This is a genomic window from Pseudarthrobacter sp. HLT1-3 (assembly GCF_059383535.1).
Genome location: NZ_JBWZCJ010000022.1, coordinates 40,843 through 65,063 on the forward strand (window position 1 = coordinate 40,843; position 24,221 = coordinate 65,063).

Here is a 24,221-nt window from a genome sequence, read left to right on the forward strand (position 1 = left end):
CTGGCCCTAAGGACGGGACGCATCATGCTCAAGACGCTGCTTTGCAAGGTGAACCTGGGGCATCACTGGCTCGCACATGAGGCCCCGGACGGAACGTTCCGCCGGCAATGCAAGAGATGCGGAAAACATGCCCGCCGCAGCACCCTGTGGTCTGGACGCCTGAATGAACGCGACCGTCCGACCGACGGGACCGGGACTGCGGGTATCTTCCCCGCCATGCCACCGTCGCCCTAGGCTTGCTGACGACCGCCCGCTGACAGCCCGCCCAACACCTGGTGTCTACAGCAACTATTCCGCCCGCTCCGGTTCCCGGAGCTCCCAGACGTCCGCCGCGGCGCCGTGCGGCAGTTCGAGCTGCCACTCCTCGCCGGGCCGGCTATGGTCAGGACCAAGGCGCCGCGCTCACAGTACTTGTTGATTCAATGTGGGCTGAAGAAATCTGCTGATCGGTACGGGGTTCCTGCTGGCTGCTCCGCGGGTTGAACCGGAGCACTTCACGGACGACCTGGGTGAGGGTCAGAGCCTTTCCACCGGCCCAGGCCAGGCCGAAGCGGATCGGACCGGCTTCGGTCCGCGCCTTGGTGATGACCGATTCGACGAGTCGGCGTTCTGGAGAGTTGAGCGGAAGCCCTCGGTCTGCGCGGTGGGCGTCGACGGCCGCGAGCACGCGAATAGCTTGCTCGACGCGGTGCTGTGCGACGAAGACGCCGGCCAATGACTCGAGGAAACCGGCGACGTGGCCCTGGGCGCCGAGCTCGATTCCTGCACCGATTGCCTCGTATAGCAGTTGTTCTGCGGTGTCGTAGTCCCCCACCTGTTCCGTGCTCTCGGCCAAGTTCGTCAAGACTATTCCGAGAAGCCACCGGTCGCCGAGCGGTCGGGCAAGCTCGACGCTCTGTCGGCAAAGGTCAAAGGCCCGGGCGTGGTCGTCAGCGTAATACGCGACCCGACTAAGAATAATCAAAGCCGCAACGCGGGTGAGGGCGCTGGCCTGTGGTGACGATAGTGCTTTCGCAGCGAGTCGTTGAGCGGTGGCTGGGTCTGGGTCGTTGCGCTCCGTGGCCTGCACCGCCAGACACACCGTGCTCCACGCGACGCCTTGCTCTTGGCCCGCGGCTTGGAAGGCCTCAAGCGCCCGGCGATGGAGGTCGGTCGACTCGTCGTGTCGGCCGAGTACCCAGCACAGGGTTGCTGTTCCACTGAGTGCAGGGGCTTTGAGCGCAGGCGCAGAGTTCGGCGTATCGGCGAGCAGCTTGAGGGCGACCTCGCACTGCTCCGCCACGTCCTCGGTCAACTCCCAGTAATGCCACAGCTGTCCGACCAGCCTCAGCGCCAAATCAGGCGAGCCGTCCGGTCCGGCCGCCCACAACAGGGCTCCACGCAGATCCGCCGCATCAGCGTGCAGCAGCCGGAAACCGTTCACTTGACGCCCCGTCCACAGCTGAGGGCAGACAGCCTCAGCAAGACCGAGATAGAACTCGGCATGCCGGCGCCGCACCGTCGCCACATCGCCAAGCGCCCTGAGGTGGTCGCGCGCGAACTCCCGGATCGATTGGAGCATCGCCACCCTGCTTACTCCCGAGGTATCGGTGTATCGACGCAGCAGGCTATGGCGGGCGAGTGCGGTCAGCAAGTCCTCCGCCACACTCTCAGCATCGGAAGCTGATCCGCGGATCCAGCTGACAGCCGTCACGGTCGGATCAGCAGCGAATACACCAAGCTGATTGAAGAGTTGCCGCTCACCCTCACCAAGCAGCTGGTAACTCCACGTGATCGTAGCCGTAAGGGTTCGCTGCCGATCCGGAAGATCGCGGAAGGCTGCCGGCATGGCGGTAAGACTGACCTCCAGATCATCCAGAAGGGCATGCTCACTGCGATGCCGCAATTGGGCTGCTGCCAGTTCGATCGCAAGGGGTAGGCCATCCAAGCGACAACAAAGCCGGGTCACGACCGCAGCGTTAGTGTTGTTGAGATTGAACTGCGGACGGACGGCCCGGCCGCGGGTCAGGAAGAGTTTCACGGCGGGCACCTCCTGCAGCAAGCGCGGGGGCAGCGGCGGATCGAACGGAGGGAGCGCCAACGGCGCGAGCTCGTATTCGTACTCTGCACGCAGTCCGAGGGGTCGCCGGCTGGTGGTCAGGATCCGCAAGCCAGGCGCGGCGGTGAGCATGTCCAGCACAAACGGCCACGCCTCCTCCAACTGTTCGAAGTTGTCCAAGACCAACAACAGCCGACGGGAGCGCAGGAAGCGAATCACGATCTTCAGCGGGTCGCTGCCTGCCCAGTCCTCCAAGCCGAGCGCAGCCGCTATTGCGGCTGGCACTTGCTGGATCTGAGTGAGCGGGGCGAGGTTGACCCAGCAAACACCATCGGCCGTTCCCGCGCCGAGCTGTCCCGCCGCCGCCAGTGCCAGACGGGTCTTACCGGTCCCACCTGGACCCGTTACGGTAACCAGCCTGCAGCCGTCGGCGATATACAAGGAGCACAGCTCAGCTAATTCCGCATCGCGCCCAACCAGTGGTGTGAGTTCTGCCGGAAGGTTGTCCACCCGTTGCCTGATCCGGCGATGCCCCTCAGCAACGGGAGCTGCGAGCGATGCGTCCTGCTGTAAGACCGCCCGTTCTAACTGTTGCAGGTGTGGACCGGGATCGATGCCCAGTTCCGCGATGAACACCTGGCGCGCGTCACGGCAGGCCGCCAGAGCATCCGTCTGGCGATCAGAGCGGTACAAGGCGAGCACGAGCGATGCCCACAGCCGCTCCCGATACGGGTGCTGGGCCACCAACGACTGCAACTCGCGAACCAGCGCGCTGTGCCGTCCCAGCGCGAGCTCAACCTCAACCAGGTTCTGGTGGACATCTAGCCGGGACTCCTCCAGCTCGTCCAGCTCCGGCCGAAACAATTCGATATCAGCCAGATCAGGAAATCCCTGCCCCCTGAAGAGCTCCACGGCTTGGCGCAAACAATCTGCGCCTCCAACCAGATCCCCAGCCTGCACCGCCAGCTCACCCGCTGCCACCTGCTCACGGAACTGCAGGAGGTCAAGCTCCTCCTCCGCAACAGTCAACACGTAGCCGCCCGACCTGCTGGCCAGCCGCCGGGAGGCCAGACCCTTCGATCGATCAGGCTCCAGCATGCGTCGCAGATTCGCGATATACACCTGCAACTGTGGACCCGGTTTGGTGGGCGGGTTGTCGCCCCAGAGAGCCTCAACTATGAAGTCAGATGTCACGATCGAGTTCGCCCGTAGCGCGAGACACTCCAACACGATTCGCTGCTGACCGGCACCCACCGCGACGGGCACCCCGCCAACGACGACCGCCAGCGGGCCCAGTGCCTGTATCAGAAGTGCACCCATCGCACAGCATCCTTCGCCGCCCGTTCGCCAGATCTCGATACGCCTGTCTCGTGAGCATTTCGGCTGGCGACACGATTCCCTAACGCCTGCCCTGGCCCTCGATCACGATTTGAAGTTCTGGCCGCCTAACCTCAATCATGCCGCTGCGCTGCACTGAGGGTCCAGAGGGTTCACCTGCTGCAGCAGCTGCTTGCCTAGCAACTGCTGGTGCAGGCAAAGGAGCAAGGCGTCAAGCTGGGGCGACCTGGCGACATCTTGACCCTGCCGGCGCAGGTCGTACTTACTGACGCACAGGAGCGGATGGGCGCCCATTGGACCTGACAGAACGATTCGGTTGGGCTTGAAGTTCGGAAACCCGCCCGCTTGCCCATTCGCCGCCGGGCAACGCGAAGAGAATCCATTCTCGACGATCGTCTGTGACGAGCACAAACGACGTGCACCAGTGCCAGCCGCCCGGCTCCACCATCTCGTCAGCATCGCCCGATGGAGGCGATTAAGGATCCGTTAAGCCCTCCGCGCGACCCTTAGAACACAAGCCAGCACGTCCCACCCGAAAGGAAACACATCATGTTCCGCAAAATATGGACCACGCCGTCCTGACCGCGACCGCCCTCGGCTTGGCCGCCGCCACTGCCGGACCCGCAACCGCCGGGCTCATGTTCAATCATTGCGAGCCTCTCATCCGCCGCTGACTTCAGCGAAACGTATGCCCAACGTCCAACCCATAATCGAGGAGATCATCATGTTCCGCAGAATCTGGGCCTCCGCCGTTCTGGTCGCCACCGCCCTCGGTTTCGCCGCCGCCACTGCCGGACCCGCAACCGCCGGAGTCATGTTAAATCATTGCGAGCCTCTCATCCGCCGCTGACTTCAGCGAAACGTATCCCCAACGTCCAAACCCATAATCGAGGAGATCATCATGTTCCGCAGAATCTGGGCCTCCGCCGTCTCGGTCGCTACCGCCCTTGGTTTTGCAGCCGCCACTGCCGGACCCGCAACCGCTGGAGTCATGTTCAACCATTGCGAGCCTCTCATCCACCGCTGACATCCAGCACCACAAAGCACCACATCGCCACACATTAGGAGATCATCTTGTTCCAAAAAATCTGGGCCACCGCCGTCCTGACCGCCACCGCCCTCGGCTTCGTCGCCGCCACCGCAGGACCCGCAACCGCAGGGGTCATGGTCAACCATTGCGAACTACTCATCCGCCGCTAAGCACCCAGCCACACCCACCATCACCCGACCAAAACCACTGCACCGTCACACCGTAGGAGATCGTCATGTTCCGCAGAATCTGGGCCACCGCCGTCCTGCTCGCCACCGCCCTCGGTTTCGCTGCCGCCACCGCTGGCCCCGCCCTCGCAGGGTCCAGGCTCAACCATTGCGAACCACTCGTCCGCCGCTGACATCCCAGCACCACATCCACCAAAATCACCGCGCCGTCACACACATTTAGGAGATCGTCATGTTCCGCAAAATATGGGCCACCGCCGTTCTGACCGCCACCGCCCTCGGTTTCGCCGCTGTCACCGCCGGCCCCGCCCTCGCGGGGACAAGGCTCAACCATTGCGAGCCTCTTATCCGCCGCTGACAATGGATACACAGCAACCGGCCCGGATCAATCTGATTCGGGCCGGGAGAGTCCTGACAGACAGGTTTTGACTTGGGCATGAAAAACCTCAAGGCACGAAGAGCTCACCGGAAGGCCCAGGCACTGTGGCGAGATGGGCATACCGAGCGAGCAGCAAGACTCGCGCTCCATGCACTCGAACTGTTGCCCCCAGTTGAAAACACTACTCTGGCGGGTATTACAGACCGCCTCTCCGTTCTTGAGACACTCGCACAATTCGCATCCGACCTCGCCAAGCATCGGGAGGCGGAGCGCCGCTGCGACGACGCGCTTGCTCTTCTGGAGCAGGTTGAATCCCGCGCCGGCCGGGATGCCTGGTGCGTCGCTTTTCTCGTCCACAAAGGAAACAGCCAGCGGCTGTCTGCCAGGTATGACGAATCAGCACTCACCTTGGCGCGCGCCCTTGAAACGTCAGACCAGACGCCGGGTCTTCCTCCCACCCTGTCTGCCGGCGCGCTCAACGCCATGGGGATTCTTGCCAAGGACCGTGGACTCTATGAAGATGCCGGGAACTACTACAACAAGGCATTTGAGTTGCTGGCCACTCATGCCGGAATGGCTGCCCCGGAGCTGGCAGGCATCTGTCACAACATCGCGGGCCTGGCACACATTCAGGGGCAATTTGCACGGGCTGAAGAACCTGCTCGTCGGGCGATCCAATTGCGTCGGGCGGCCAGTCCGCCGGACCCCGCCGGACTGGCCGCCGATCTGTCGGTCCTCGGAGCAGTCCTTGCCGGCCAGGAGCGTTTTGATGAAGCGGAGGCCAAACTCACCGAAGCGCTTGCACTGTGGCGTTCCCGTTACGGCAACAAACACTACGAGGTCGCCGTACAGCTTCACAATCTCGCTGCAATCCAGCAGGCCCGGACGGAGTACGCACCGGCCGAAGCCACACTCAAAGAAGCGCTAGCGATCAAACGCGCAATCCTCGGAGAGTCCCACCCTGAAGTCGCCGCTATCCTGAACAACCTCGCAACGGTCTACTCCGACATGGGTCGGAACCGTGAGGCCGCGGAATGCTACGACTATGCAATCGACATATTCACAGAAGCACTGGGGGATGACCATCCGAGCACCCAGGCCTGTATTCAAAACCGGCTGAATCTAGCGTGACGGCGGCAGTCGTATCCCGCATGAGGCCGATCTGAACGCGTCGGCGCACAGGGTTGACGTTTTTAAGTGCGACTTAGCTTCCGCCCGGGCAGGAGCTACTTGATAATAGCCGTCCAGCCTTGCGCGGGCCCACGGGTGGACATAATGCGAAGTGTCCACGCAGGCTCCTAAGCCTCCGCCCGCTCCGGTTCCCGCAGCGCCCAGACGTCCGCCGCGGCGCCGTGCGGCAGTTCGAGCTGCCACTCCTCGCCGGGCCCGGGGTAGGCGCGCAGGGTCGTGGGCACGGAGCCGTGCCGGTAGACCTCCACGATCGAGGCATCCACGAAGATCCGCAGCTCGTCCCCGCCGGCCACGGTGTCGGCGAACACGGTCCGCCGCTGCCCGGCAGAGACCAGGACCAGCCGCAGCGTTCCCTCTCCCCCGGCGACCCGGACCTCAGACTCCGGCGGCACAGCGAACGTGCCCGCGGCGCCGTGATGCAGCCGCTCGCCGCGGTAGGCGCGGAGTTCGGGGGCGGGCTCGACGGCGAGGACCCCGCCGTGCACGGAGAGCTGGCGCGGGAAGGTCAGGATCCCGGCCCAGCCGGCGTTGTCGATTTGTGCCTGGCTGCGGCCGGACCGGCCCTCGCCGTCCTCCGCCTCGCCGGACCACCCCCAGAGCAGCGCCCGGTCCGGCAGCGCCAGGACCTGCGGGGCGTAGAACTCCCGTCCCAGCTCGGCCTTCCCGCCCGACGCCGGCATGAACACCGGCAGCCCGGAACCGTTCGGCACCAGCGAGCCGAGCAGGTACCCGACGCCATTGGGGTGGTCGTGCTGGTCCGCGGCGAGCCAGAGCGAGGCCATCAGCAGCCAGGTGTCGGCGCCGGAGGAATCCGGGACGCGGACCAGCTGCGGGCATTCCCAGATTTCGGCGGGCAGGTGCCGGGCCGCGAGCGGGTCCTCGGTGCTGAACCAGATCCCCTCGTACCGCCACCGGCGCAGGTCCTCCACGCTGTACAGCAGCACCGCGGCGTGTCCGGAGGCGAGCCCGGCACCCTGGAGCGCGAAGCGGCGGCCCTGGAAGCTGAAGAGGAACGGGTCCCGGACGGCGGTGACCTGCGGGTCCGGGGGAATCTCGGCCGCGACGTGCCCGTCCTGGGTCCAGTGGCGCAGCGTCTGATCCGCCCGGGCCAGGACCACCCGGGAGTGGCCGCCCACGGTGTCGACGCCGGAATACACGGCGGTGGGGACGCCGGCGTCGTCGGTCACGACGCCGGACCAGCAACCCAGCGCGTCGGGCCCGCCGGGCTGGGGCCGGAGGGCCACCGGTTCCTCATCCCAGTGCACCAGGTCCGGGGAACTCAGGTGCCCCCAGCAGATGTTCCCGTGCCGCGCCGACTCCGGGTCGTACTGGAAGAACACGTGGTAGCGGCCGCCGACGTGGCTCAGGCCGTTGGGACCGTTGATCCAGCCTCGCGCGGGCCGCGGATGGAAGCGGGGGAAGGCTGGGTCCGGATGTCGCGCCGCGGTGTCCATGGCCAAACACTACCCGCGCCGCAGGCGGAGGGGGCGGCCCGGTGGGCAGATCAGGGTGAATGCGCTCCCGCGTCCGCCCTGATCTGCCCGCGCGGCGGCGAGGGTGCCCCAGAGAATTCGCAGGGTTTTGTGGGACCCTGATACCGATGACTTTTCGGCAGGAACGCACCAGCACACCCCCGGCTCCGGCGTACCCGCCGGCGTCCGGCCGTCCCGCCGCGCCACGGAGCCCCGGCCGCGCCCCCGGCAACGCCAGTGGCACCCGCGCCACCGCAGGCACTAACGCAGCCACCACACCAGCCGACCCCGCCTCCCGCCAGGGCCGCGGCACCGGGTTCCTGTTCGTGCTGGCCACCCTCACCAGCATGGCCGCGCTGGCCGCGACCTACTTCTTCTTTGTCCGCACCACCACGGGCCAGTTCATCGACGAGTCCGCCCTCGTGGAGGCGGTCGAACTCCACGGCGCCGCCGGCAAGGCCGCCACCGAGTTCCTCGACTGGCTCCCCGTACTGTCCCTGCTGATCGCCGCCGTGGTGGTCCTCGTGGTCACGGTGCTGAAGCGGCGCTGGACCGCTGCCGGGATCGCCGTCGCGGCCTGCGTCGGCGCCAACGTGGCCACCCAGATCCTCAAAAACGTCGTCCCCGACCGGCCCTATCGCGGGGTCGAGACCCTGGAGCTGAACTCCCTGCCGTCCGGGCACACCACCCTGGCGGCGTCGGCTGCGGCGGCGGTGTTCCTGATGGTCTCCCCGCGCTGGCGCCCGCTCGCCGGTTTCTTGGGCGGCAGCTTCGCCGTCGCCACCGGGGTCTCCACCCTGATCAACCAGTGGCACCGGCCCGCCGATGTCGTCGCGGCGTTCCTGGTCGTGGCGGTGTTTATGCTCCCGGCGGGCTGGCTGATCATGCGCAGGGGGCCGCGCTGGAACGTCTGGGAAGGCTACGGGGCGCACTGGGCCTCCGCGCAGCTGTGGCTGACGCTGCCGCTGCTGGGCGGGCTCGCCGCCGCAGCCGTGGCCGGCTACTCGCTGCTGAGCGTCGCCGCCGGCACCGGCCTGGAGGACAGCACCACCCACTACTTCTGGGCCGGCACCGCGCTGATCGTGATCGCCGGCTACCTCGCCACCGTCACCGGAGTGTGGCTGTTCGGGCATGGCGCACGACGGCGGAGCGCGCCCCGCCGCTGACCGTCACCCGGCTGTCTACTTACCCGTGCGGATTTGTTCGTTGAGCCGGTCTGCGACCCTCTGGCTGCGAACGCAGACCTGACTGGTCTCCCCGTTCGGATTGACGATACCCGTGAACACGTCGTCGCCCAGCGGCGCAAGGATAGTGTCCGCGTGACGCATGCCTGTGGAGTCAAGGAAACGGTCGAAAACCACACCGCGTTGTTCTGGGGCGCGGGCGAATAACGCGCGGTTGGTCTCAAAACCGGGCACTTTTGCGCCACCCGGAAACGCCGGACGCCCGTTAAGAAAGGATTCCCATTGCTTTCGGAAGTTGCCGCCCGCGCGAATGTCGACGATTAACCCCAGGTCGGCCCGTGGAACATCGAAGGTAAGCACGTGTTGCATTCCTTTAGCTCGCGCACTTCCCCGGCGGAATGCGTATATGCCAGCAGTCTCAGTATCCAAGGACAAGTAAAATCCCTGGCCAAGATCCTGGTGCGCTCCACCGGCATAGGAAACGTTGATACGACCCTCAGCGAGCCCGCCTAGGCTCTGGAAGCCGGCCTCGTCTGTTCCGTGGGACATCCGAACCCGCTCTTGGACCCTTAAGCCGCGGGCCTGAGCGCCTGCCCGCCATAGGCCAAAGGCCTCGGCGCCTAACGCCAATAGCGCCAGTCCAAAGGCAACGGAGTCGGCGTCTGCCTGCATCGCTGCGTGTCGGGCGGATCCAGGCTCCACCAACTCTGTGTCTGGGGATACGGCCGAGCCCTCGGCCGAGGCAAGGACCCGCGCATCTTGATAGCTCCCATACGCGTTTGTGGCAGTCGCGGCCGTGCCTATCGTAAGGAGCACCATCAGGCTTACACCACTGGTGAATGGCGCGAACAAGAACGCCAGACTGCTGATTTCCTGTAAAGCAAGACGCCTGAAAGCCCGGGAGACATCATGATCCACAGCAGCGGCTTGTGCCACTCGCCAGCCGAATCCACCAGTCCAATGAAGTGTGCCGACCGGGGCTTTACCATCGTGTAGTTGCTTATGCAACGGCGTGAGGTCCAACGGGTCAAGACCCTCACCGAGGGTCTTTTCAGTCCCCGCAATGTCTTGCAGGACACGGCGCAGGCTGTTGTCGAGCACAGTCCGCGCAGTCCGCGGGTCTCGAGTATCGGCGAACGCCGCCGTTTGAGCGCCCGACCCTGCGCGCGCAATTCCGAATAGCGCCGGTGTCATCGCCACAAGTTCAGCGATTCTCCTCGAGGCTAAGTCGTAGCGCAGACGAATCTCGGCATATGGCACAACCCGGGACACAAAAATATCTCCAGATGGATACTCTTCCCCCGGATCTTCTGTCAGGGGTGGCGGCCCGGCGTGCGGGTCGAAGCGGACCTGGTACTTGACCGATCGCCCGGTGAAGTCTGGATCCACATCTCCGCCGTCGCCGATGCGCCAGCCAACCCGGGCTTCCCGGGCTGCCTCCTGGGCACCCTGGAGGTTGCTGAGCGACGCTGCAGAAACCTGTATAGCCGCGAGCCGCACTGCCTGGGAATCTGAAACGCTTTGTTCCGTTTCGCCGCCGTCAGTTCGAATGCCCACCGCCTCACGCTCACGCTCCACAAGCTGTTGGTTTGTTCGGAGATAGTGGCGAGCCAAGGCGAGCACGTCATCGGTGAAGCGGCGACGGATGGTGCTGACTGCAGGCAGATCGTCGAGGTCGGCGCCCCGGGCACGGCATCGGTCAAACAAATCGATGTTCGCACTGGCAAAGCGGAGCAAGCCGTCGGCATCCAGGGCTCCCCAACACCGCTCCAGCCACGTCTCGTCGGAGGGGCCGACCCATGTCTGCCGCAAAACCATCTCCATGAGAAGCTTACGTTGGACATCGTCCAACGGAGTCCGGGGATCGACCGACTTCGCGGACTCGGAGGTCCCTCGTGTGATGGCTTCCTCCACGCCCTGTCGCTGCAAAGCAACGGCTGCTGAATTCGATGCCCCCACGAGTCCGCACACTGCCTGGTTACCGACCGCCCTCTGTAAACCTGTAAGTAAAAGGGGCCCTGGCACCACTTGGACACGTGCGGCACTCTCGTCTCGCACCGACTGGGCGCCGACTCGGTCCGTAGCTGTCTGCCGCGGCCACTCCATACGCTCATGGCTCATATAGCAAGGCCACCACTCCACAGCCAACGCATCAAGGATCTCGGGGGCACACTTGGACGCCTTTAGGGGCAAGAGGGCGCGGACGCTGACAGTCAACAAGTCCTACCTCACAGTCTCGACCCCCAACTTTTCACCGTGAAGTGGCTTCGTGTTTGACGCCCGCCCCCGGCCCAAACCCCGTTTACATCCGGCCCGCCGGGGGCCAGAATTAGTCCCGCCCAGCCACTGGCTCAGCAGCGCGTTGGCCCATCCGTCCATACGGTCAAGCTGCCACCTCTCGAGGGACTGTCATGAGAACTGATTCTTCTCCGGTTTCACGGCGCGCCATCACCCTCGCGTCCGTCCCGTCGCAAAACCGGATTAACACCTTCCTCCGCGACTCCGTCTACGCCCGGCGCCAGCACGAGCCGGGGATCTGCGATCTCGCGCTCGGCAACCCGCACCACATGCCCCCGGCCGCCTACGTCGGTGCCCTGGCCGACGCGCTGACGCCCCGGAACGAGCTGTGGTTTGCCTATAAGACCAACGAGTCGGAGGCGCAGGCCGCGGCGGCGGCGTCCCTGCAGCGCCTGCTGGGACTGCCCTTCGAGCCGGCGGACATCCACCTGACCACGGGCGGTTTCACCGCGATTCCGCTGGCGCTCAAGGCCGTCGCCGACCCCGGCGACGAGGTAATCTTCACCCTGCCGCCCTGGTTCTTCTACGAGCCGCTGGTGCTGGAGGCCGGGCTGGTGCCGGTCAAGATCCGCTGCGATGCCGAGACGTTCGACGTCGACCTGGCGGCGCTGGGCGCGGCCATCACGCCGCGCACCCGGGTGGTGATCGTCAACACGCCCAACAACCCCACCGGCCGGATCTACCCGCCCTCGCTCCTGAAGGACCTCGCCGACATGCTGGAAGGGGCCTCGCGCAGCAACGGCCGGCGGGTCTACCTGCTCTCCGATGAGGCCTACAACCGGATCGTCTACGACGGCGCCCGGTTCCACAGCCCCGCCGAGTACTATCCGTACACGCTGCTGGCCTACTCGTACGGCAAGACCCACCTCGCGCCCGGGCAGCGGATCGGCTACCTCGCGCTGCCGCCCAGCATGCCGGACCGCGGCCTGCTGCGGGAGGCGATCAGCGCGCTGCAGATGGCGATGGGCTGGATCTACCCCAACGCCCTGCTGCAGCATGCGCTGCCGCGGCTGGAGGAGTTCTCGATCGACGTCGGGGAGCTGCAGCGCAAACGCGACCTGATGGTGGAGGCGCTGACCGGGATGGGCTACCAGGTCACGCGGCCTGAGGGGCGTTCTACCTGTTCGTCCGGACCCCGGCCGACGACGACGAGCAGTTCACCGCCGCCCTCGCCGACCAGGACGTCTTTGTGCTGCCGGGCCCGCTGTTCGAAACCCCGGGCTACTTCCGGATCTCACTCACCGCCTCCGAGGACATGCTGCGGCGCGCCCTGCCGGTCTTCGCCGCCGCGATCCAGCACGCGGGCGGCGGGGTGCCGCAGCACTGACGCGGCAGGAGCAGCTGCCGGTGGCGTCAGAGTCCGTGGTCCTTGAGCGCTTCGGTTATCTGGTCCAGGGTCGGCAGGCCCGCCAGTCCGCTGGGTGTCGCGTAGATCCGGCAGGCAAGGTCGCCTGCCGGCGCGCCGGTCGGGAAGATGTCTGCCCCGTTGACCGTGATCGTTGGGGAACCCGCGAATCCAGTGCCCGCTATCTCGGACGCGGACTCGAGGAGCCGGGTCTGCACTGGAAGGTCGCTGTGACCCAGGGCGGCCAGGGAAGATTCCAGGCGCTCCTGTGCCGTGGCCGTGTTGGGGCAGTCGTCGATGTGGAGCAACTCTATCCTCATAGGATCATTTTCCACCCCTACTCCTTCGGGCTTTTGGCCATATCGCTCACTCGGGTGTCCGCGGGAATCCCAGTTTGTCGCTGATCTGGTCATCCAGCCACCGATAGCTGGCAAGAGCCCAGTCCCCGCAGGGTTCCACGGGCGCAGGCATAGGGTGGCCTTGTTCATCCCTATACTCTCCGGTCCATCGACGGAAACAGTGCTGTGCCAGTAGGTCTTCGCCCGACAGGGGCTGCGTGCCAACGGTCAGGAAGTAGCCTTTCGTCCAGGGCATGCGGTTGATGAATATGGGCGGGAGGAGTAGAAGGTCCGGCCTGAGCTGGTCTAGCGGAGGGATTTTCGCCGACGAGACGTGATCATAAATGTAGATCAGATATGAGCCGGGCATGGGTGCCTTATCGGCGGGGAGGTCCGCGAAAATGACCCTGCCAAACAAGTACTGCTCGTCGGGCAACTGTAGGGCAAAGATGTCTCCGGAAGCAGGCTTTTTACGGCTGGGTTTGAGAATCTGTATGTTTGTTTCGCTCATCAGTACCCATTCTGCCTCAGCCACGATTGACCCCACGCAAGGGCACTCCCGTAGTGCGAACGCCTGGGGCTGATGCTATGGATCTTGTTCTCAAAGCCCGGATTTTCGACGATCAGCGCTTCCTCGATGGAACGTGCCTCACGCCGGGTTACGGGGCTGGTGGTGAGCGCGTCGAGCTGGTCAAAGCGACCGCCATGTTGGGCACCGCGACGTTCCAAGTTATTCGTAATCCCGGTATAAACCGGTTTCCCACCGCGCACTCCCACATAGACTTGCGTCTTGGCTGCAGTAGCGAGTCTTCCGATCTTGCCCAGCGGCCCCAGCGGGAGAAGCGCCGCCCCCAAAACTGCGCCCGCACAGGAACCCTTGCCGGAAAAACAGCTGACGGTGGTGTCATCCGTAGCGAGACTAACTGCTCCGGCGACCAGGGCAATACCACCCGCAATCGGCACGGCAGGAAGGCAGATGACCGCTACAGTGCAGCCGAGGGCTATGCCCCCTCCCACGAGGGCGACCCCGGTGGAAATGCCGTTGGTAATGGAGCGCCAGTCTTCTCCGTCGAGTCCCAGAGGATCCACGTAGCCCATGGGGTTGGCATTCCCGTATCCATATCCTGTGCCGGGTGCAGCCGCGGGATCAGGAGAGAGAAAGCGCCCCAGCGCCGGGTCATATTGGCGGTTACTCAGCAGGTACTGGTTACCTGCGCTGTAGGCGCCCAGAAATTGCATCGGGTTAGCCGGCGCGGACCTGCCGCTGGAAGTTGAGCTCTTGATGGCGCCGTAGGGCTCGTAGGCGTAGGTCAGCTGTTGAGCACCGGTTGAATCCAGGACCGCGCGTACAGAACCAAGAGCATCGGTGGCGTACGAGTAGGTTGCCTGACCGGCCACCATCCCAACCAAGCCGGTGCCATAGGTGTACTGGCGCAGGGTCTTGCCGTTGCTGCGTTCGCTCACGAGGGAGCCGGTCGTAGGATCGGAAACGAACTCGGTTGCGGTCTTTCCCACAGCGCTGGTGGTCCGGCGCCCGTCCCCGTCATAGGTGAATTTTGTCGGCTTTGAGCCTCCCGCGCTGGTGAGCTGACCGGCAGCATTCCATGCGTAGGAGCTGGTTCCATCCGTGAGCAGGTTACCGTCCGCGTCATAGCTGTATGTCGTTGCAGCCGCGGGGCTCTTGCGGGTGGTCAAGTGCCCTGCCGTGTCGTAGGCATATGTCGTCGAACCGGCGGGCCGCTTCTCTTCCAGCTGGTTGCCGTCACCGTCGTAAGCCCACCTGATGTAATCAGCGGCCCCCGCGCAGGTGGTGGTCCCGTAGCAAACTTCGGTAAGGCGGTTGCCGGCGTCGTAGGTATGGGTGGTGGCGCTTCCGGCCTTGTTGGTGATTCTGACCGGGTTCCCGCCTGGGTCCAGCTCGTAGGCGTCTTCGGTGATGACCGAGGCGCCCTTCGCTGTCCTTGTCCGTGCCGGCTGACCTGCGTTGTCAACAAAGAGGGTGTTGTCGACCCCACCCGGCAGGTGTGTCGTTGTTGCCCCTGCGGCCACGTCGTAGGAGTATGCGGCGACCGTGGTGGTGCCGGCGCCGACCTTGGTCAGCCGGTCATCTGCGTCGTAGGTCAGTTGTTGAGCGGGTGATCCAGGAAAGGTCCTCCCGACAAGGGCGCCGGCGTTGTCGTATCCGTAGCTCCACGTGTCGGTTCCTCTGGTGACGGTGCCAAGCAGGTTCAGCGCGTTGTAGGTGTAGTTGGTTGTGCCGGTCCCGTCTATCATTTGGGTCCGGTTGCCATTCGGATCGTAGGTGTAGGAAATTTCGGGGGTGCCGTCGCTGTAGGTAACCCTGGCGATACCTCCGATGGAGCTATGTGTGAAGGTCGCAGTCCTTCCTGAAGGGCTGGTTTGGCTTGTGAGCCGTCCCGCCGAGTCATAGCTGTAGCGGTAGACCCCCGACCCTGTTGAGGTGACGGTTTGCGTCTGATTGGCGGCGGTATAGGTATAGGTTGTCGTCTTGCCGCCGGGCGTCGTCTTCGTCGCCACATTGCCGTTAGCGTCGTACGTGAAACGCGTCGGCCCCACCGCGGGGTCCGGGCCCTGCACCGTCGCTGGTTTGTTGTCCTCCGTATAGGTGGACGTCGTCGTGTGCCCCCTTGCATCCGTCGTTGTTACAGGACGACCGCCGTCGTCGTAGGTGTTGGTCGTGGTGTTCCCCAGCGGATCCCGCACAGACGAGACCAGCCCCGTGGGCGACAGTGTGAAACTTGTGCGGTGCGATTCCGGGTTGGCCCCGGCGATATTGCCCCGGGGTCCCACCGTTGCAGTGAGGCGTCCGGCCCCGTCGTAGAAGGAGGTGGATACTTGTCCGCCCGGTGACGTTACGGAAGTCAGGTCGCCCTCGGGGCTGTAGGAATATCTCGTCGTTTTTCCGGCCGCGTCGGTACTGCTGGCCAACTTACCGTTGGCGTTATAAGTATTGGAAAGACTCGTCACGGTCCCCGCCCCGCCCGCTATCGCGGGCCTGGTCACGGTTGCGAGGTTGCCTTTGGTGTCGTAGGTGTATGACGTGGCGTTGCCGTTGAAGTCGGTGGTGGAGGTGAGGTCGTTGGACGCGTTATAGGTGTACCGTTCCGTGCGCACGTTTCCATTCGCGTCCCGGCTGATGTCCGGAGATATCCTCTGGACAAGATTTCCTGCCGGGTCGTAACCGAATTGGGTGGTCTGGCCAGCCCCGTTCGTCACCCGGCGAACAGTGCCGTTCTCATTCCAGCTGTACCTTGTGCTGCGCCCAGCGCCATCGACCTGTTCAACGAGGTACCCGTTGGCGTACTTATCGACGGATTTGTTCCCCGCCGGGTCCGTGACGGTGGAGGTCGTGGTCTCACCGTCCCACTCAAACACGGTGAGTCCACCGCGCGCGTCGTACTGTTTTTCGACCCGCCCGGACACCGCGCTGTATGAAAGGCGGACCGGGTAGTTCCCGTTGGGATCCTGGATGGAGACCAGGCGCTGGGACCCGTCATAGGAATAAGTCGTTCGTTTTCCTGCGGCGTTCAGGAAAGACGCCAGGTTACCGCCGCCGTCGTAGGTGTACTCAACCCGCCGGCCGTCGCTTCCTGCCACCGCGGTGATCCGGTTTCCCTCCCCGTCCCAGGAGACTGTCAGTGATCGTCCGCTGCCGCTTACTGAGCTCAGCAGGCCATTGACGTAGCCCAGATCCGTTCCCTGGCCGTTGCTGTCGCGGATGGTGATGAGCCTGCCGGCATTGTCGAAACCAAGCTTTGCCAGCGTTGGTGTTGTAATCTCCCAGCCGGTAGCGGTCCGCGCGAGCTTTTCCCTGACGCCTGGCGGTGACTTATACCCGCCGCCCTCCGCCGTGAATACGCGAATCGCGCCACTGGCATCGTGGTGGGTGACTGCCCCGCTGGCCGCATCCACGCTGAGCCCGGAATCGTACGCATAGGACCAGCCACGGCCAAAAGCACCAACACGTTCAACGTCGCTTGAATAGGACCTGGCCATTGACAGCGGCGCGCCAAGGGCGGACAGCGACAAATCTGCAGGCAAGTGATCGTAAAAAGCCCCTGTGAAGGAATTAACCGGGTCCGCCTGAGGGGCATGCATGGGTGCTGTTCCCCCGTATGTCTGGCCAACAGGCCATTCATAACTGGGCGCGTCCGGGAGGACGGTCACATCCTGCTGGATACTTGCGGTCAGCTGCTGCCCGTCAGGAAAGCTCTGAATGACAGTGAAGTTCGCGGTCCAGGCACCCAAGCAGTGACTGGGGGTGTCCCCACGCAGCGTGCTCCCGGAGGACCACCGGAAATATCCCGGTCCCGAAAAATGTATGCCGCCCCAGAACCACATGGGGGTTCCGTCGACAACCACGTTGCCACAAGCGTCCGTCAAGCCAAGGCCGACCGCGCCCGAGAGGTACAGCGGGTTTCCGGCGGCGTCGTAAAATCCCGGACTGATGTAAAACGTGCCACACAGGAAGACCCGGGCCCCGCTGTTGACCGGTTCGCTGCTGCAACTGGAGGGCCCTGCCACGATGCTGACTGCCTCAAGGACGTCCGGTCCGGACGTCACCATCGGAACCACGTCGCCCGCAGCCGCGTCCGACTTCTTCCCCTGCGTGAGTGGCCCCTTGGTTTTCTGCGCCGGTTTGCCCTTCTCCGGAGCCGGCTCAACAGAACGCTCTTCGGCAGCGGCCGGTCGCGGCTCCACCGGGGCGGTCTGCACAGACAGGGCGTCCCTGCTGGTTTCCGCAGCCGCAAACGCCTCGGTCGACACCGGCCCGAGTGAGCTACCGGCGAAGAGGACTGCTGAGGCAACAACAGGGATAAGGATCCGAGAAGCGGCTTGCCGTACAAGCTGCGGAAATTTACTGGATTTAAGCATTGTCTTCCCCCAAGAAGCCGCTCGTCCGGGTGCATACAGCCAGCCCGCTTTACGGGCCACCAGACTGAGGCCCCGGCCCGAGCCTGCCAATACTTCTCCCGTAGCGGTGGGAACTTAGCAAAAACTTGAGCAATCCTGCGCCTAACCCGCGCTGATTACCATGAAGGCACCAGCTCCGGAAGATATGGCCAGCACCCGGACCACGTCTTCATGCCCACCTCAGGTCGGCCCTCAGGTAGCTTGTATTTACGGCCGTTATGAGCGCTGAGAACGGCCCCTGCTGCCAGTCAGATTGGCGCTGGCCGTCAAGCCATGTTCGACGGCGGCAGCCCACCTTCGACGGCGGCAACGCCGACGTCGGCAGCCCCGCTATCGTGCCGGAACGCTCAGTAGTTGCGCCGGTGCTTCAGCCGCGGAATGGTGACGGCGAAGACCGCGGCGGCCGCGAAGCCGAGCACTCCAGTGGCGGCCACCCCCGCCCCGAGCGAGGCCACAGCGGTCACGCCTGAGAGCAGCACCGGACCGCCGGTGGCCCCGGCGTCGGCCAGGAACCGCCAGATCCCCAGGAACTGGCCGCGGCCGTTGTCGGGCGAGAAGTCGGCGCCCAGGGTCATGTTCAGGCCCGAACTGATGCCGTTGCCGAAACCGATCAGCAGCGCCCCGAGCAGCAGGCCCAAGAAGCCGGCGCTGAGCGGGATCAGCAGCATCGCCGTGCCCATGATCAGGGTCGACGGGACCGCCACCCACTGCCGGCCCTTGCGGTCCATCAGCTTGCCGGCCGGATAGAAGACGAGCATGTCGATGGCGCCGGAGAGCCCGTAGATCAGCGACGCCTGCGTCGCGTCCATCCCGAGGTGCTCGGCCCAGAGCGGGATCACCACCTGCCGGGACGCGCGCAGCGCGCTGAGCAGCAGCACCCCCATGCCCACGCTCAGGAAGACCCCGGCGTGCGAGACGGCGACGCTGCGCAGCGTCGCCTGCTTGGCGGGGACGCCGTCGTCGGGCGCGGGTTTGGCCACCAGGTCCGGGATGGTCACTGACAGGGCCGCGGCCGCCACCATGGCGACGACGCCGACCCAGTAGGCGCCGCTGATGCCAGCGAACTGCATCACGGCCGCGCCGATGAAGGGGCCGATGAAGATGCCGATCCGGGTCACGCCGCCGAGCGTGGACAGCGCCCGCGCCCGGAGGACCACCGGCACGGCCTCGGTCAGGTACTTTTGCCGGGCCAGGCTGAAGACGCTCGCGGCCATGCCGACGACGAGCATCGCTGCGGCGAGCAGCCAGAGTCCCTCCGGCAGCAGCGGTGCCAGTGCGACGGCGGCGAGGGCGACGGCGCTGGCGGCCGCGGCGCCGACCATGGCCCAGCGTTCGCCGAACTTCATGGTGATGACCGAGGCGGGCAGGTTGAAGAACCAGGAGCCGAGGCCGATCACGGTGACCACCAGGGCGGCGACGGCGACCGAGGCGCCGAGGTCGCGGGCGGACAGGGCCACCACGGGCAGGATGGCACCCTCGCCGATGCTGAACAGCAGGGCCGGGCCGAAGGCGGGAACGGCGATGCTGCGGAGGCTGAAGGCGGCGGGGCGTGTGGTGGTCATCCCCTTTATCCTAGGGCGGGCGGCGCGCCGGGGCGCTCAAACTCACGCCGGAAGAATACCCGAGCGGCTGAGCAGTGCCTGAGTTTTCGGATGCTGCGGTGCAGTGAAGATCCGGCTGGGCGGGCCCTCTTCCACGATGACCCCTTGGTCCATGACGACGATGCGGTCTGCGATGTCCCGCGCGAACTGCATTTCATGGGTGACGATCACCATCGTGGTTCCCTGCTGGGCGATCTTCTTGATGACCGAAAGAACTTCGCCCACAAGCTCCGGATCCAATGCGGAAGTCGGTTCATCGAAGAGCATGACACTTGGATTCATGGCCAGGGCTCGGGCGATGGCCACCCGCTGCTTCTGGCCTCCGGAGAGCTTGCTGGGGTAGTTCTCCATCTTGTCCCCCAGGCCCACCATCTCCAGGTTCGGGACGGCAATAGCTTTGGCCTCGGCCGCAGACAGCTTCTTCACGTCGCGCAGCGGCGCCATCACGTTGCCCAAAGCCGTTTTGTTCAGGAACAGGTTGAAGTGCTGGAAGACGAAGCCGATGTCGGTCCGCTTCTGAGCCGTGACCGACGCTTTCTCGGCGATCAGTTCCCCGTCGCGTTCGTCGTAGCCGATCAGGTGGCCGTTGACGTAGATGCGGCCGGCATCGATGGTCTCGAGCTTGTTGATGCAGCGCAGCAGGGTGCTCTTGCCGGATCCGCTGGAGCCCAGGATGGCAATGGTTTCGCCGCGGTGGACCACCAGGTCCACACCTTTGAGTACTTCCACCCTTCTCTGCACGTGGGGCTTGCCGGTAAGCCTTTTCCACAAGGTCGGCTTCGTCTCCGAGACGAAGGTCTTGTGAACGTCGCGGACGTCAATAATGGTCTCGTCAGCCACTGGCCCGTGCCTTTCGTTCAAGCACAACCACGACGCGCGAGAGTGGAAGGCTGATGATCAGATAGAGAATGGCCGCTGCGGTATAGATGGCAGTGGTCTGGAACGTCTGGCTGTTGAGGATGTTGGCGGTCTTCAGGATCTCGGTGACCGCGATCACCGAAGTCAGTGCGGTGTCCTTGATCATGGCAATGAAGTAGTTGCCGATCGGCCCCATGGAGACCACGAAGGACTGAGGGATAACCACCTTCCACAGGGTCTTGCTGGGCGTGTACCCCAGCGACAGTGCGGCTTCTGTCTGGCCGTGCTCCACGGAGAGGATGGCGGAGCGAAAGACCTCAGACAGATAGGCCGCGTAGTTGAGACCCAGGCCCAGGATGCCGGCCGGCACAGGTTCGATGCTCACGCCGATGCTCGGCAGCACGAAGAAGATGTAGACCAACTGCACCAGCAGCGGAGTGCCGCGGATAACCTCCAAATAGAACGTGGCAATGCCGCGGAGGATTTTGAACGAGGAAATGCGCGCCAGCGCAACCAGGAGCCCCAGCACGAGGGCGATCGCCATGGCGCCGAGCGCGAGTTGAACGACGATGGGCACGGCCTGCAGGAGGGCCGGGAACACAGCCAGGGTGTTGGTAATAAAGTCCACTGAGAATCCCTAAGTTAGGGTCGGGCAGGGGTCGGCGGGCATCGCGATCAATACGCGGATGCCCGCCGAACCTGCATGGAATCTGGAACCTACTTGGACATGTTCGCTTCGCCCAGCCCGTACTTCTTGAGGATCTCGAGGTACTTGGGTGACTTCTTCAGCTCTGCCAGCCCGGAGTTCAGGTCCTGCAGCAGCTGCGTATCGTCTTTACGCACGCCGGCTCCGATGATGCCCGGGTAGAACGGCTCGTAGGGTGAGACGAGCTTCAGCTTGGGGTTCGGTTTCTGGACCAGGCTGTAGCCGATCACGGCACTGTCGGTGAAGACCGCATCAACCTGCTTGTTTTCCACAGCCGCGAGCAGGGCGGCCTGCGAGTCGAACAGCTTGACCTGGCTGCCGCCAAGGCTGTCAACGAGGTCCTTGAACACGGTGCCGGTCTGCGCGCCGAGAACCTTGCCCTTTACATCGTCGCGTGATGCCAGCGTTGAATCGGCCGGGACCACCATGGCTTCGCCTTCGGTGTACCACGGGTCGGTGAAGTTGATCTGCTTCTTCCGGTCCTCGGTGATGTACATGGCATCGACGATCGCGTCGGCCTTCTTGGCGTTGAGCGCCGCGATCAGCGTCGCATACTCGGAGGTGAAGACCTTAATCTTCCAGCCCTTTGCCTCGGCGATGGCGTTGATCATCTCCCCATCGATGCCCTTGAGCTCGCCGGTGGCCTGGTCAGTAAAGGAGAAGGGAGCATCGTTGGAGGTTGCGATCGTGATGGTCTTCTGCTCACCGCCGCCGGCGGCCCCACCCCCTCCGCTGGTTGAGCCACAGGCTGTCATGGCGAGGGCCACTGCAACGCCCATGGGCACCAATGCAGCGAAACGCTTGCGCAGGATTCTTGTTTTCATGATGGGGTGCCTTTTGCTAGGGATGGATTTCTATCGGTTGAAGCGGTCGAGCCGCAGGGTGGCCGTGGCTTTATGGGCCGCCATTCCCTCGGCGTCGGAGATGGTGGTGACGTAATTTGCCAGACGCGGCGTCGCGCTTCTTTCGACGCGCTGGAAGGTCAGTGGTTTGAGGAACCGGGACACGGAGAGCCCTGCCGATGACCGGGCGCCCCCGCCGGTAGGCAGCACATGGTTGGTGCCGGATGAGCCCTTGTCCGAGTAAGCCACTGTTGACCACGGCCCCAGGAAAATGGATCCGTAGTTCTGCAGGTTCTCCTGATAGTAGGAGTCGTCCGAGGTCTGGATTTCCAGGTGTTCCGGCGCCAGCAGGTCCATGATCCGCACCGCCGTTTCCCGGTCCCCGGCAACGTAGACGGTGCCATAGTCCCGCCACGCGGGTCCGGCAATATCCCGGGTGGCCAACGTCCTCAGCTGCTTATTGACGTGGCGAATGACCTCTTCTCCCAGTTCGCGTGAGGTGGTCACCAGGGACGCCGGCGACTGCGGGCCATGTTCTGCCTGGCCGAGGAGATCAGCGGCCACAATTTCGGCGTCGGCCGATTCATCGGCGATCACGGCGACCTCGGAGGGGCCGGCCAGGAGGTCGATGCCGACGCGTCCGAACAGTTGCCGTTTGGCCTCTGTGACGTAGGCGTTTCCGGCGCCGACCAGGATGTCGGCCGGCTGCTCCCCCAGCAGTCCGAAGGCCATGGCGGCCATGGCCTGCACCCCGCCGAGGGCGAACGCCCTGTCCACGCCGGCCAGGTAGGCGGCGTACAGCACTGCGGGGTTTCCGCCGCCCGAACCGGTCGGGGGCGTGCAGGCCAGGACGTTACGGACGCCCGCGGCCTTGGCGACTCCGACGGTCATGAAGGCGCTGGCAAGAATCGGAAATCGTCCGGCCGGAAGATAGGCTCCGACGCGTGCCACGGGGACGTACTTCTGTCCCGTGAAGACTCCGGGGATAAGTTCAACTTCGAAGTCGGTGAGGTGTTCGCGTTGCTCAACCGCGAACAGCCTGGTTCGCTCGGCACTGGCCATCAGGGCCTCCCGGAGTTCCGGGGAGAGCGAATCACCAGTCCTGGCCAGCTCGTTCTGACCGATCTCCAGACTCGTACCCTGCCACCCGTCCAGCTCTCGGGCGTATCTGAGGACCGCGTCCATCCCGCTGGTCTCGATGTCAGCGAGCATCGCCGAGACTGTCGCCACGACTTCGGGAAGCCTTTGAGCCGGAACGCTCTCGACCGCAGGGCCCTTGAGGGTGACGAAGTTCCCCGCGATGTGGGCTCTGTCACGTTCGGTTATGTGCATGGACAAAAAGGTACTGGCCCCTGAGTTGCGGCACAACGGGACCTAAACAGGTGCCTGCCATAGGGTTGCCCTATGTCGGAAGTGGCGTGATACTTCAAGAAACCGCGTGGTACCGCTCCTGAAAAACGACCACAAACCTGCCGGGTTTCCTTTCAACCGCTAGGGGGAAACAATGACCCTCGCGCAGCTCCGGGCATTCCTTGCAGCCTATGAGCTTGGTTCCTTCACGGCCGCGGCAAGAAAACTGGAAACAAGCCAGGCCTCCGTCTCTGAGCTCATCAGCAGGCTCGAACACGAACTGGAGCACAGCCTCTTCATCCGCGGCGGGCGGCAACTCATTCCCACGACGGCGGCTGTCGAGTTGCAGGTGCACGCGCTGCAGTCGGTCACATCGTTCGACAATGGCGTGGAGGCGCTGAAAGCTATGTCGTCGCTGGAAGGCGGTGTCTGCACCTTCGGGGTGCTGCGGTACGGGGCCCACTACGACCTTGCCGACCTGGTCCAGCGCTTCCACCGCCGCTATCCCCAAGTGAAGGTTCGCTTGGTGGGATTGAACTCCGTGACCGTGGCCGAATCCGTGGCGTCGGGTGAAATTGAGGCCGGGCTCATCGTCCTGCCAGTGGCAGAGACAGGCCTTCAGGTCAGGCCGCTTTTCAGGGACGAAGTCTTTTTCGTTTCAGCTACCCGGCCTCCTTCGAGCGGACCCATGACCATTGAAGAACTCGCCGAGTCAAAGCTTGTGCTCTACGACGCCTTCGCTGGCTGGCGTGACCCCACCCGCCGGCAGATCCTGGAGCGGGCCCGCCTCAAAGGGCTGAAAATCGAACCGGCCATCGAAGTGGAACACGTCGATACCGCCCTCGGATTAGTCGCCACCGGGGCGGCCGGCACCTTCGTACCCCAAGCCATCGTCAGCGGACCTGGCTTTCCGAAAAACATCCACGCCGTCCCCTTTGCGGAACCTTTGTACGACACGATCGCGCTGATTCAGCGCGAGGGCGCCTACCTGTCTCCCGCAACACGAAAGATGGCCCAAATGGCCGCTCGTACCCTGCTGTCCAAAGTGGCCCCGGGACAAGCCATCGGGCGCTCAACCCTGCACTAGCCCCAATCGACGGGAGCCGTTGTCGCACCAAAGCAGCGCAT

At 64.3% G+C, this 24,221-nt stretch carries 19 protein-coding genes; 8 read left to right on the forward strand and 11 right to left on the reverse strand.

Features of this window, described 5'->3' with window-relative positions; genetic code table 11:
• Positions 1 to 382: 382 nt before the first annotated feature.
• Complete coding sequence (locus tag AC50X9_RS17295; protein WP_494895461.1) at positions 383 to 3,358, reverse strand: AfsR/SARP family transcriptional regulator; 2,976 nt, start codon at positions 3,356 to 3,358, stop codon at positions 383 to 385.
• A 742-nt stretch (positions 3,359 to 4,100) separates the two neighbouring features.
• Here AC50X9_RS17295 and AC50X9_RS17300 point away from each other — a divergent pair.
• The 5 genes from AC50X9_RS17300 to AC50X9_RS17320 all read left to right on the forward strand — a co-directional run bounded on the left by AC50X9_RS17300 (position 4,101) and on the right by AC50X9_RS17320 (position 6,104).
• Positions 4,101 to 4,226 carry a hypothetical protein gene (locus AC50X9_RS17300; protein ID WP_494895463.1) on the forward strand — a complete coding sequence of 42 codons (126 nt, stop codon included), beginning with the start codon at positions 4,101 to 4,103 and terminating at the stop codon, positions 4,224 to 4,226.
• A 224-nt stretch (positions 4,227 to 4,450) separates the two neighbouring features.
• Complete coding sequence (locus AC50X9_RS17305) at positions 4,451 to 4,576, forward strand: hypothetical protein (RefSeq protein ID WP_494895465.1); 126 nt, start codon at positions 4,451 to 4,453, stop codon at positions 4,574 to 4,576.
• Positions 4,577 to 4,641: 65 nt separating this feature from the next.
• Positions 4,642 to 4,767 (forward strand): hypothetical protein, encoded by a 126-nt coding sequence (locus AC50X9_RS17310; RefSeq protein WP_494895467.1) that lies wholly within the window; start codon positions 4,642 to 4,644, stop codon positions 4,765 to 4,767.
• A 59-nt stretch (positions 4,768 to 4,826) separates the two neighbouring features.
• Positions 4,827 to 4,952 carry a hypothetical protein gene (locus tag AC50X9_RS17315; protein ID WP_494895469.1) on the forward strand — a complete coding sequence of 42 codons (126 nt, stop codon included), beginning with the start codon at positions 4,827 to 4,829 and terminating at the stop codon, positions 4,950 to 4,952.
• A 78-nt stretch (positions 4,953 to 5,030) separates the two neighbouring features.
• Complete coding sequence (locus tag AC50X9_RS17320; protein ID WP_494895471.1) at positions 5,031 to 6,104, forward strand: tetratricopeptide repeat protein; 1,074 nt, start codon at positions 5,031 to 5,033, stop codon at positions 6,102 to 6,104.
• A gap of 167 nt (positions 6,105 to 6,271) precedes the next feature.
• Here AC50X9_RS17320 and AC50X9_RS17325 read toward each other — a convergent pair whose 3' ends face one another.
• The gene (locus AC50X9_RS17325) at positions 6,272 to 7,618 is read right to left on the reverse strand and encodes a glycoside hydrolase family 32 protein (RefSeq protein WP_494895473.1); all 1,347 of its coding nucleotides are present in this window, start codon (positions 7,616 to 7,618) and stop codon (positions 6,272 to 6,274) included.
• A 365-nt stretch (positions 7,619 to 7,983) separates the two neighbouring features.
• Here AC50X9_RS17325 and AC50X9_RS17330 point away from each other — a divergent pair, with 365 nt between their 5' ends.
• A complete protein-coding gene (locus tag AC50X9_RS17330) occupies positions 7,984 to 8,802 on the forward strand; it encodes a phosphatase PAP2 family protein (protein ID WP_494895536.1) in 819 nt (272 codons plus the stop codon).
• A gap of 15 nt (positions 8,803 to 8,817) precedes the next feature.
• Here the strand turns inward: AC50X9_RS17330 and AC50X9_RS17335 are convergent, their stop codons facing one another.
• Positions 8,818 to 10,734 carry a hypothetical protein gene (locus AC50X9_RS17335; RefSeq protein WP_494895475.1) on the reverse strand — a complete coding sequence of 639 codons (1,917 nt, stop codon included), beginning with the start codon at positions 10,732 to 10,734 and terminating at the stop codon, positions 8,818 to 8,820.
• A 497-nt stretch (positions 10,735 to 11,231) separates the two neighbouring features.
• On the opposite strand from AC50X9_RS17335, the gene AC50X9_RS17340 reads away from it, so the two are divergent.
• Entirely contained in the window at positions 11,232 to 12,491 is a 1,260-nt protein-coding gene (locus AC50X9_RS17340; protein ID WP_494895478.1) for an aminotransferase class I/II-fold pyridoxal phosphate-dependent enzyme, read from the forward strand.
• Here AC50X9_RS17340 and AC50X9_RS17345 read toward each other — a convergent pair.
• The 8 genes from AC50X9_RS17345 to hisD all read right to left on the reverse strand — a co-directional run bounded on the left by AC50X9_RS17345 (position 12,472) and on the right by hisD (position 23,075).
• Entirely contained in the window at positions 12,472 to 12,783 is a 312-nt protein-coding gene (locus AC50X9_RS17345) for a thioredoxin family protein (protein ID WP_494895483.1), read from the reverse strand. The genes AC50X9_RS17340 and AC50X9_RS17345 overlap by 20 nt on opposite strands.
• Before the next feature lie 46 nt (positions 12,784 to 12,829).
• Positions 12,830 to 13,312 (reverse strand): immunity 26/phosphotriesterase HocA family protein, encoded by a 483-nt coding sequence (locus AC50X9_RS17350; protein WP_494895485.1) that lies wholly within the window; start codon positions 13,310 to 13,312, stop codon positions 12,830 to 12,832.
• On the reverse strand, positions 13,312 to 17,589 hold the full coding sequence (locus AC50X9_RS17355; protein WP_494895487.1) for a DUF6531 domain-containing protein: 4,278 nt from the start codon (positions 17,587 to 17,589) through the stop codon (positions 13,312 to 13,314). Before AC50X9_RS17355 ends, AC50X9_RS17350 begins: the two co-directional genes overlap by 1 nt.
• A 494-nt stretch (positions 17,590 to 18,083) precedes the next feature.
• A complete protein-coding gene (locus AC50X9_RS17360; RefSeq protein ID WP_494895489.1) occupies positions 18,084 to 19,298 on the reverse strand; it encodes an MFS transporter in 1,215 nt (404 codons plus the stop codon).
• A 42-nt stretch (positions 19,299 to 19,340) separates the two neighbouring features.
• Positions 19,341 to 20,177: an amino acid ABC transporter ATP-binding protein gene (locus AC50X9_RS17365; RefSeq protein ID WP_494895492.1), complete on the reverse strand. Its 837-nt coding sequence runs from the start codon at positions 20,175 to 20,177 to the stop codon at positions 19,341 to 19,343.
• Positions 20,170 to 20,823, reverse strand: a complete 654-nt coding sequence (locus AC50X9_RS17370) for an amino acid ABC transporter permease (protein WP_494895496.1) — start codon at positions 20,821 to 20,823, stop codon at positions 20,170 to 20,172. The genes AC50X9_RS17365 and AC50X9_RS17370 overlap by 8 nt, the downstream gene beginning before the upstream one ends.
• Positions 20,824 to 20,912: 89 nt before the next feature.
• Entirely contained in the window at positions 20,913 to 21,725 is an 813-nt protein-coding gene (locus AC50X9_RS17375; protein WP_494895498.1) for an ABC transporter substrate-binding protein, read from the reverse strand.
• Between the two features lie 30 nt (positions 21,726 to 21,755).
• Positions 21,756 to 23,075 carry a histidinol dehydrogenase gene (gene hisD, locus AC50X9_RS17380; protein WP_494895500.1) on the reverse strand — a complete coding sequence of 440 codons (1,320 nt, stop codon included), beginning with the start codon at positions 23,073 to 23,075 and terminating at the stop codon, positions 21,756 to 21,758.
• Between the two features lie 172 nt (positions 23,076 to 23,247).
• On the opposite strand from hisD, the gene AC50X9_RS17385 reads away from it, so the two are divergent.
• The gene (locus AC50X9_RS17385) at positions 23,248 to 24,180 is read left to right on the forward strand and encodes a LysR family transcriptional regulator (RefSeq protein WP_494895502.1); all 933 of its coding nucleotides are present in this window, start codon (positions 23,248 to 23,250) and stop codon (positions 24,178 to 24,180) included.
• Positions 24,181 to 24,221: the final 41 nt, after the last annotated feature.

What these genes read in the sequence shown, in the direction of transcription:
- AC50X9_RS17295 (WP_494895461.1), bottom strand. Translation starts at nt 3,358, where the DNA reads ATGGGTGCACTTCTGATACAGGCACTGGGCCCGCTGGCGGTCGTCGTT.
- AC50X9_RS17300 (WP_494895463.1), top strand. Translation starts at nt 4,101, where the DNA reads ATGTTCCGCAGAATCTGGGCCTCCGCCGTTCTGGTCGCCACCGCCCTC.
- AC50X9_RS17310 (WP_494895467.1), top strand. Translation starts at nt 4,642, where the DNA reads ATGTTCCGCAGAATCTGGGCCACCGCCGTCCTGCTCGCCACCGCCCTC.
- AC50X9_RS17315 (WP_494895469.1), top strand. Translation starts at nt 4,827, where the DNA reads ATGTTCCGCAAAATATGGGCCACCGCCGTTCTGACCGCCACCGCCCTC.
- AC50X9_RS17320 (WP_494895471.1), top strand. Translation starts at nt 5,031, where the DNA reads ATGAAAAACCTCAAGGCACGAAGAGCTCACCGGAAGGCCCAGGCACTG.
- AC50X9_RS17325 (WP_494895473.1), bottom strand. Translation starts at nt 7,618, where the DNA reads ATGGACACCGCGGCGCGACATCCGGACCCAGCCTTCCCCCGCTTCCAT.
- AC50X9_RS17330 (WP_494895536.1), top strand. Translation starts at nt 7,984, where the DNA reads ATGGCCGCGCTGGCCGCGACCTACTTCTTCTTTGTCCGCACCACCACG.
- AC50X9_RS17340 (WP_494895478.1), top strand. Translation starts at nt 11,232, where the DNA reads ATGAGAACTGATTCTTCTCCGGTTTCACGGCGCGCCATCACCCTCGCG.
- AC50X9_RS17345 (WP_494895483.1), bottom strand. Translation starts at nt 12,783, where the DNA reads ATGAGGATAGAGTTGCTCCACATCGACGACTGCCCCAACACGGCCACG.
- AC50X9_RS17350 (WP_494895485.1), bottom strand. Translation starts at nt 13,312, where the DNA reads ATGAGCGAAACAAACATACAGATTCTCAAACCCAGCCGTAAAAAGCCT.
- AC50X9_RS17360 (WP_494895489.1), bottom strand. Translation starts at nt 19,298, where the DNA reads ATGACCACCACACGCCCCGCCGCCTTCAGCCTCCGCAGCATCGCCGTT.
- AC50X9_RS17375 (WP_494895498.1), bottom strand. Translation starts at nt 21,725, where the DNA reads ATGAAAACAAGAATCCTGCGCAAGCGTTTCGCTGCATTGGTGCCCATG.
- hisD (WP_494895500.1), bottom strand. Translation starts at nt 23,075, where the DNA reads ATGCACATAACCGAACGTGACAGAGCCCACATCGCGGGGAACTTCGTC.
- AC50X9_RS17385 (WP_494895502.1), top strand. Translation starts at nt 23,248, where the DNA reads ATGACCCTCGCGCAGCTCCGGGCATTCCTTGCAGCCTATGAGCTTGGT.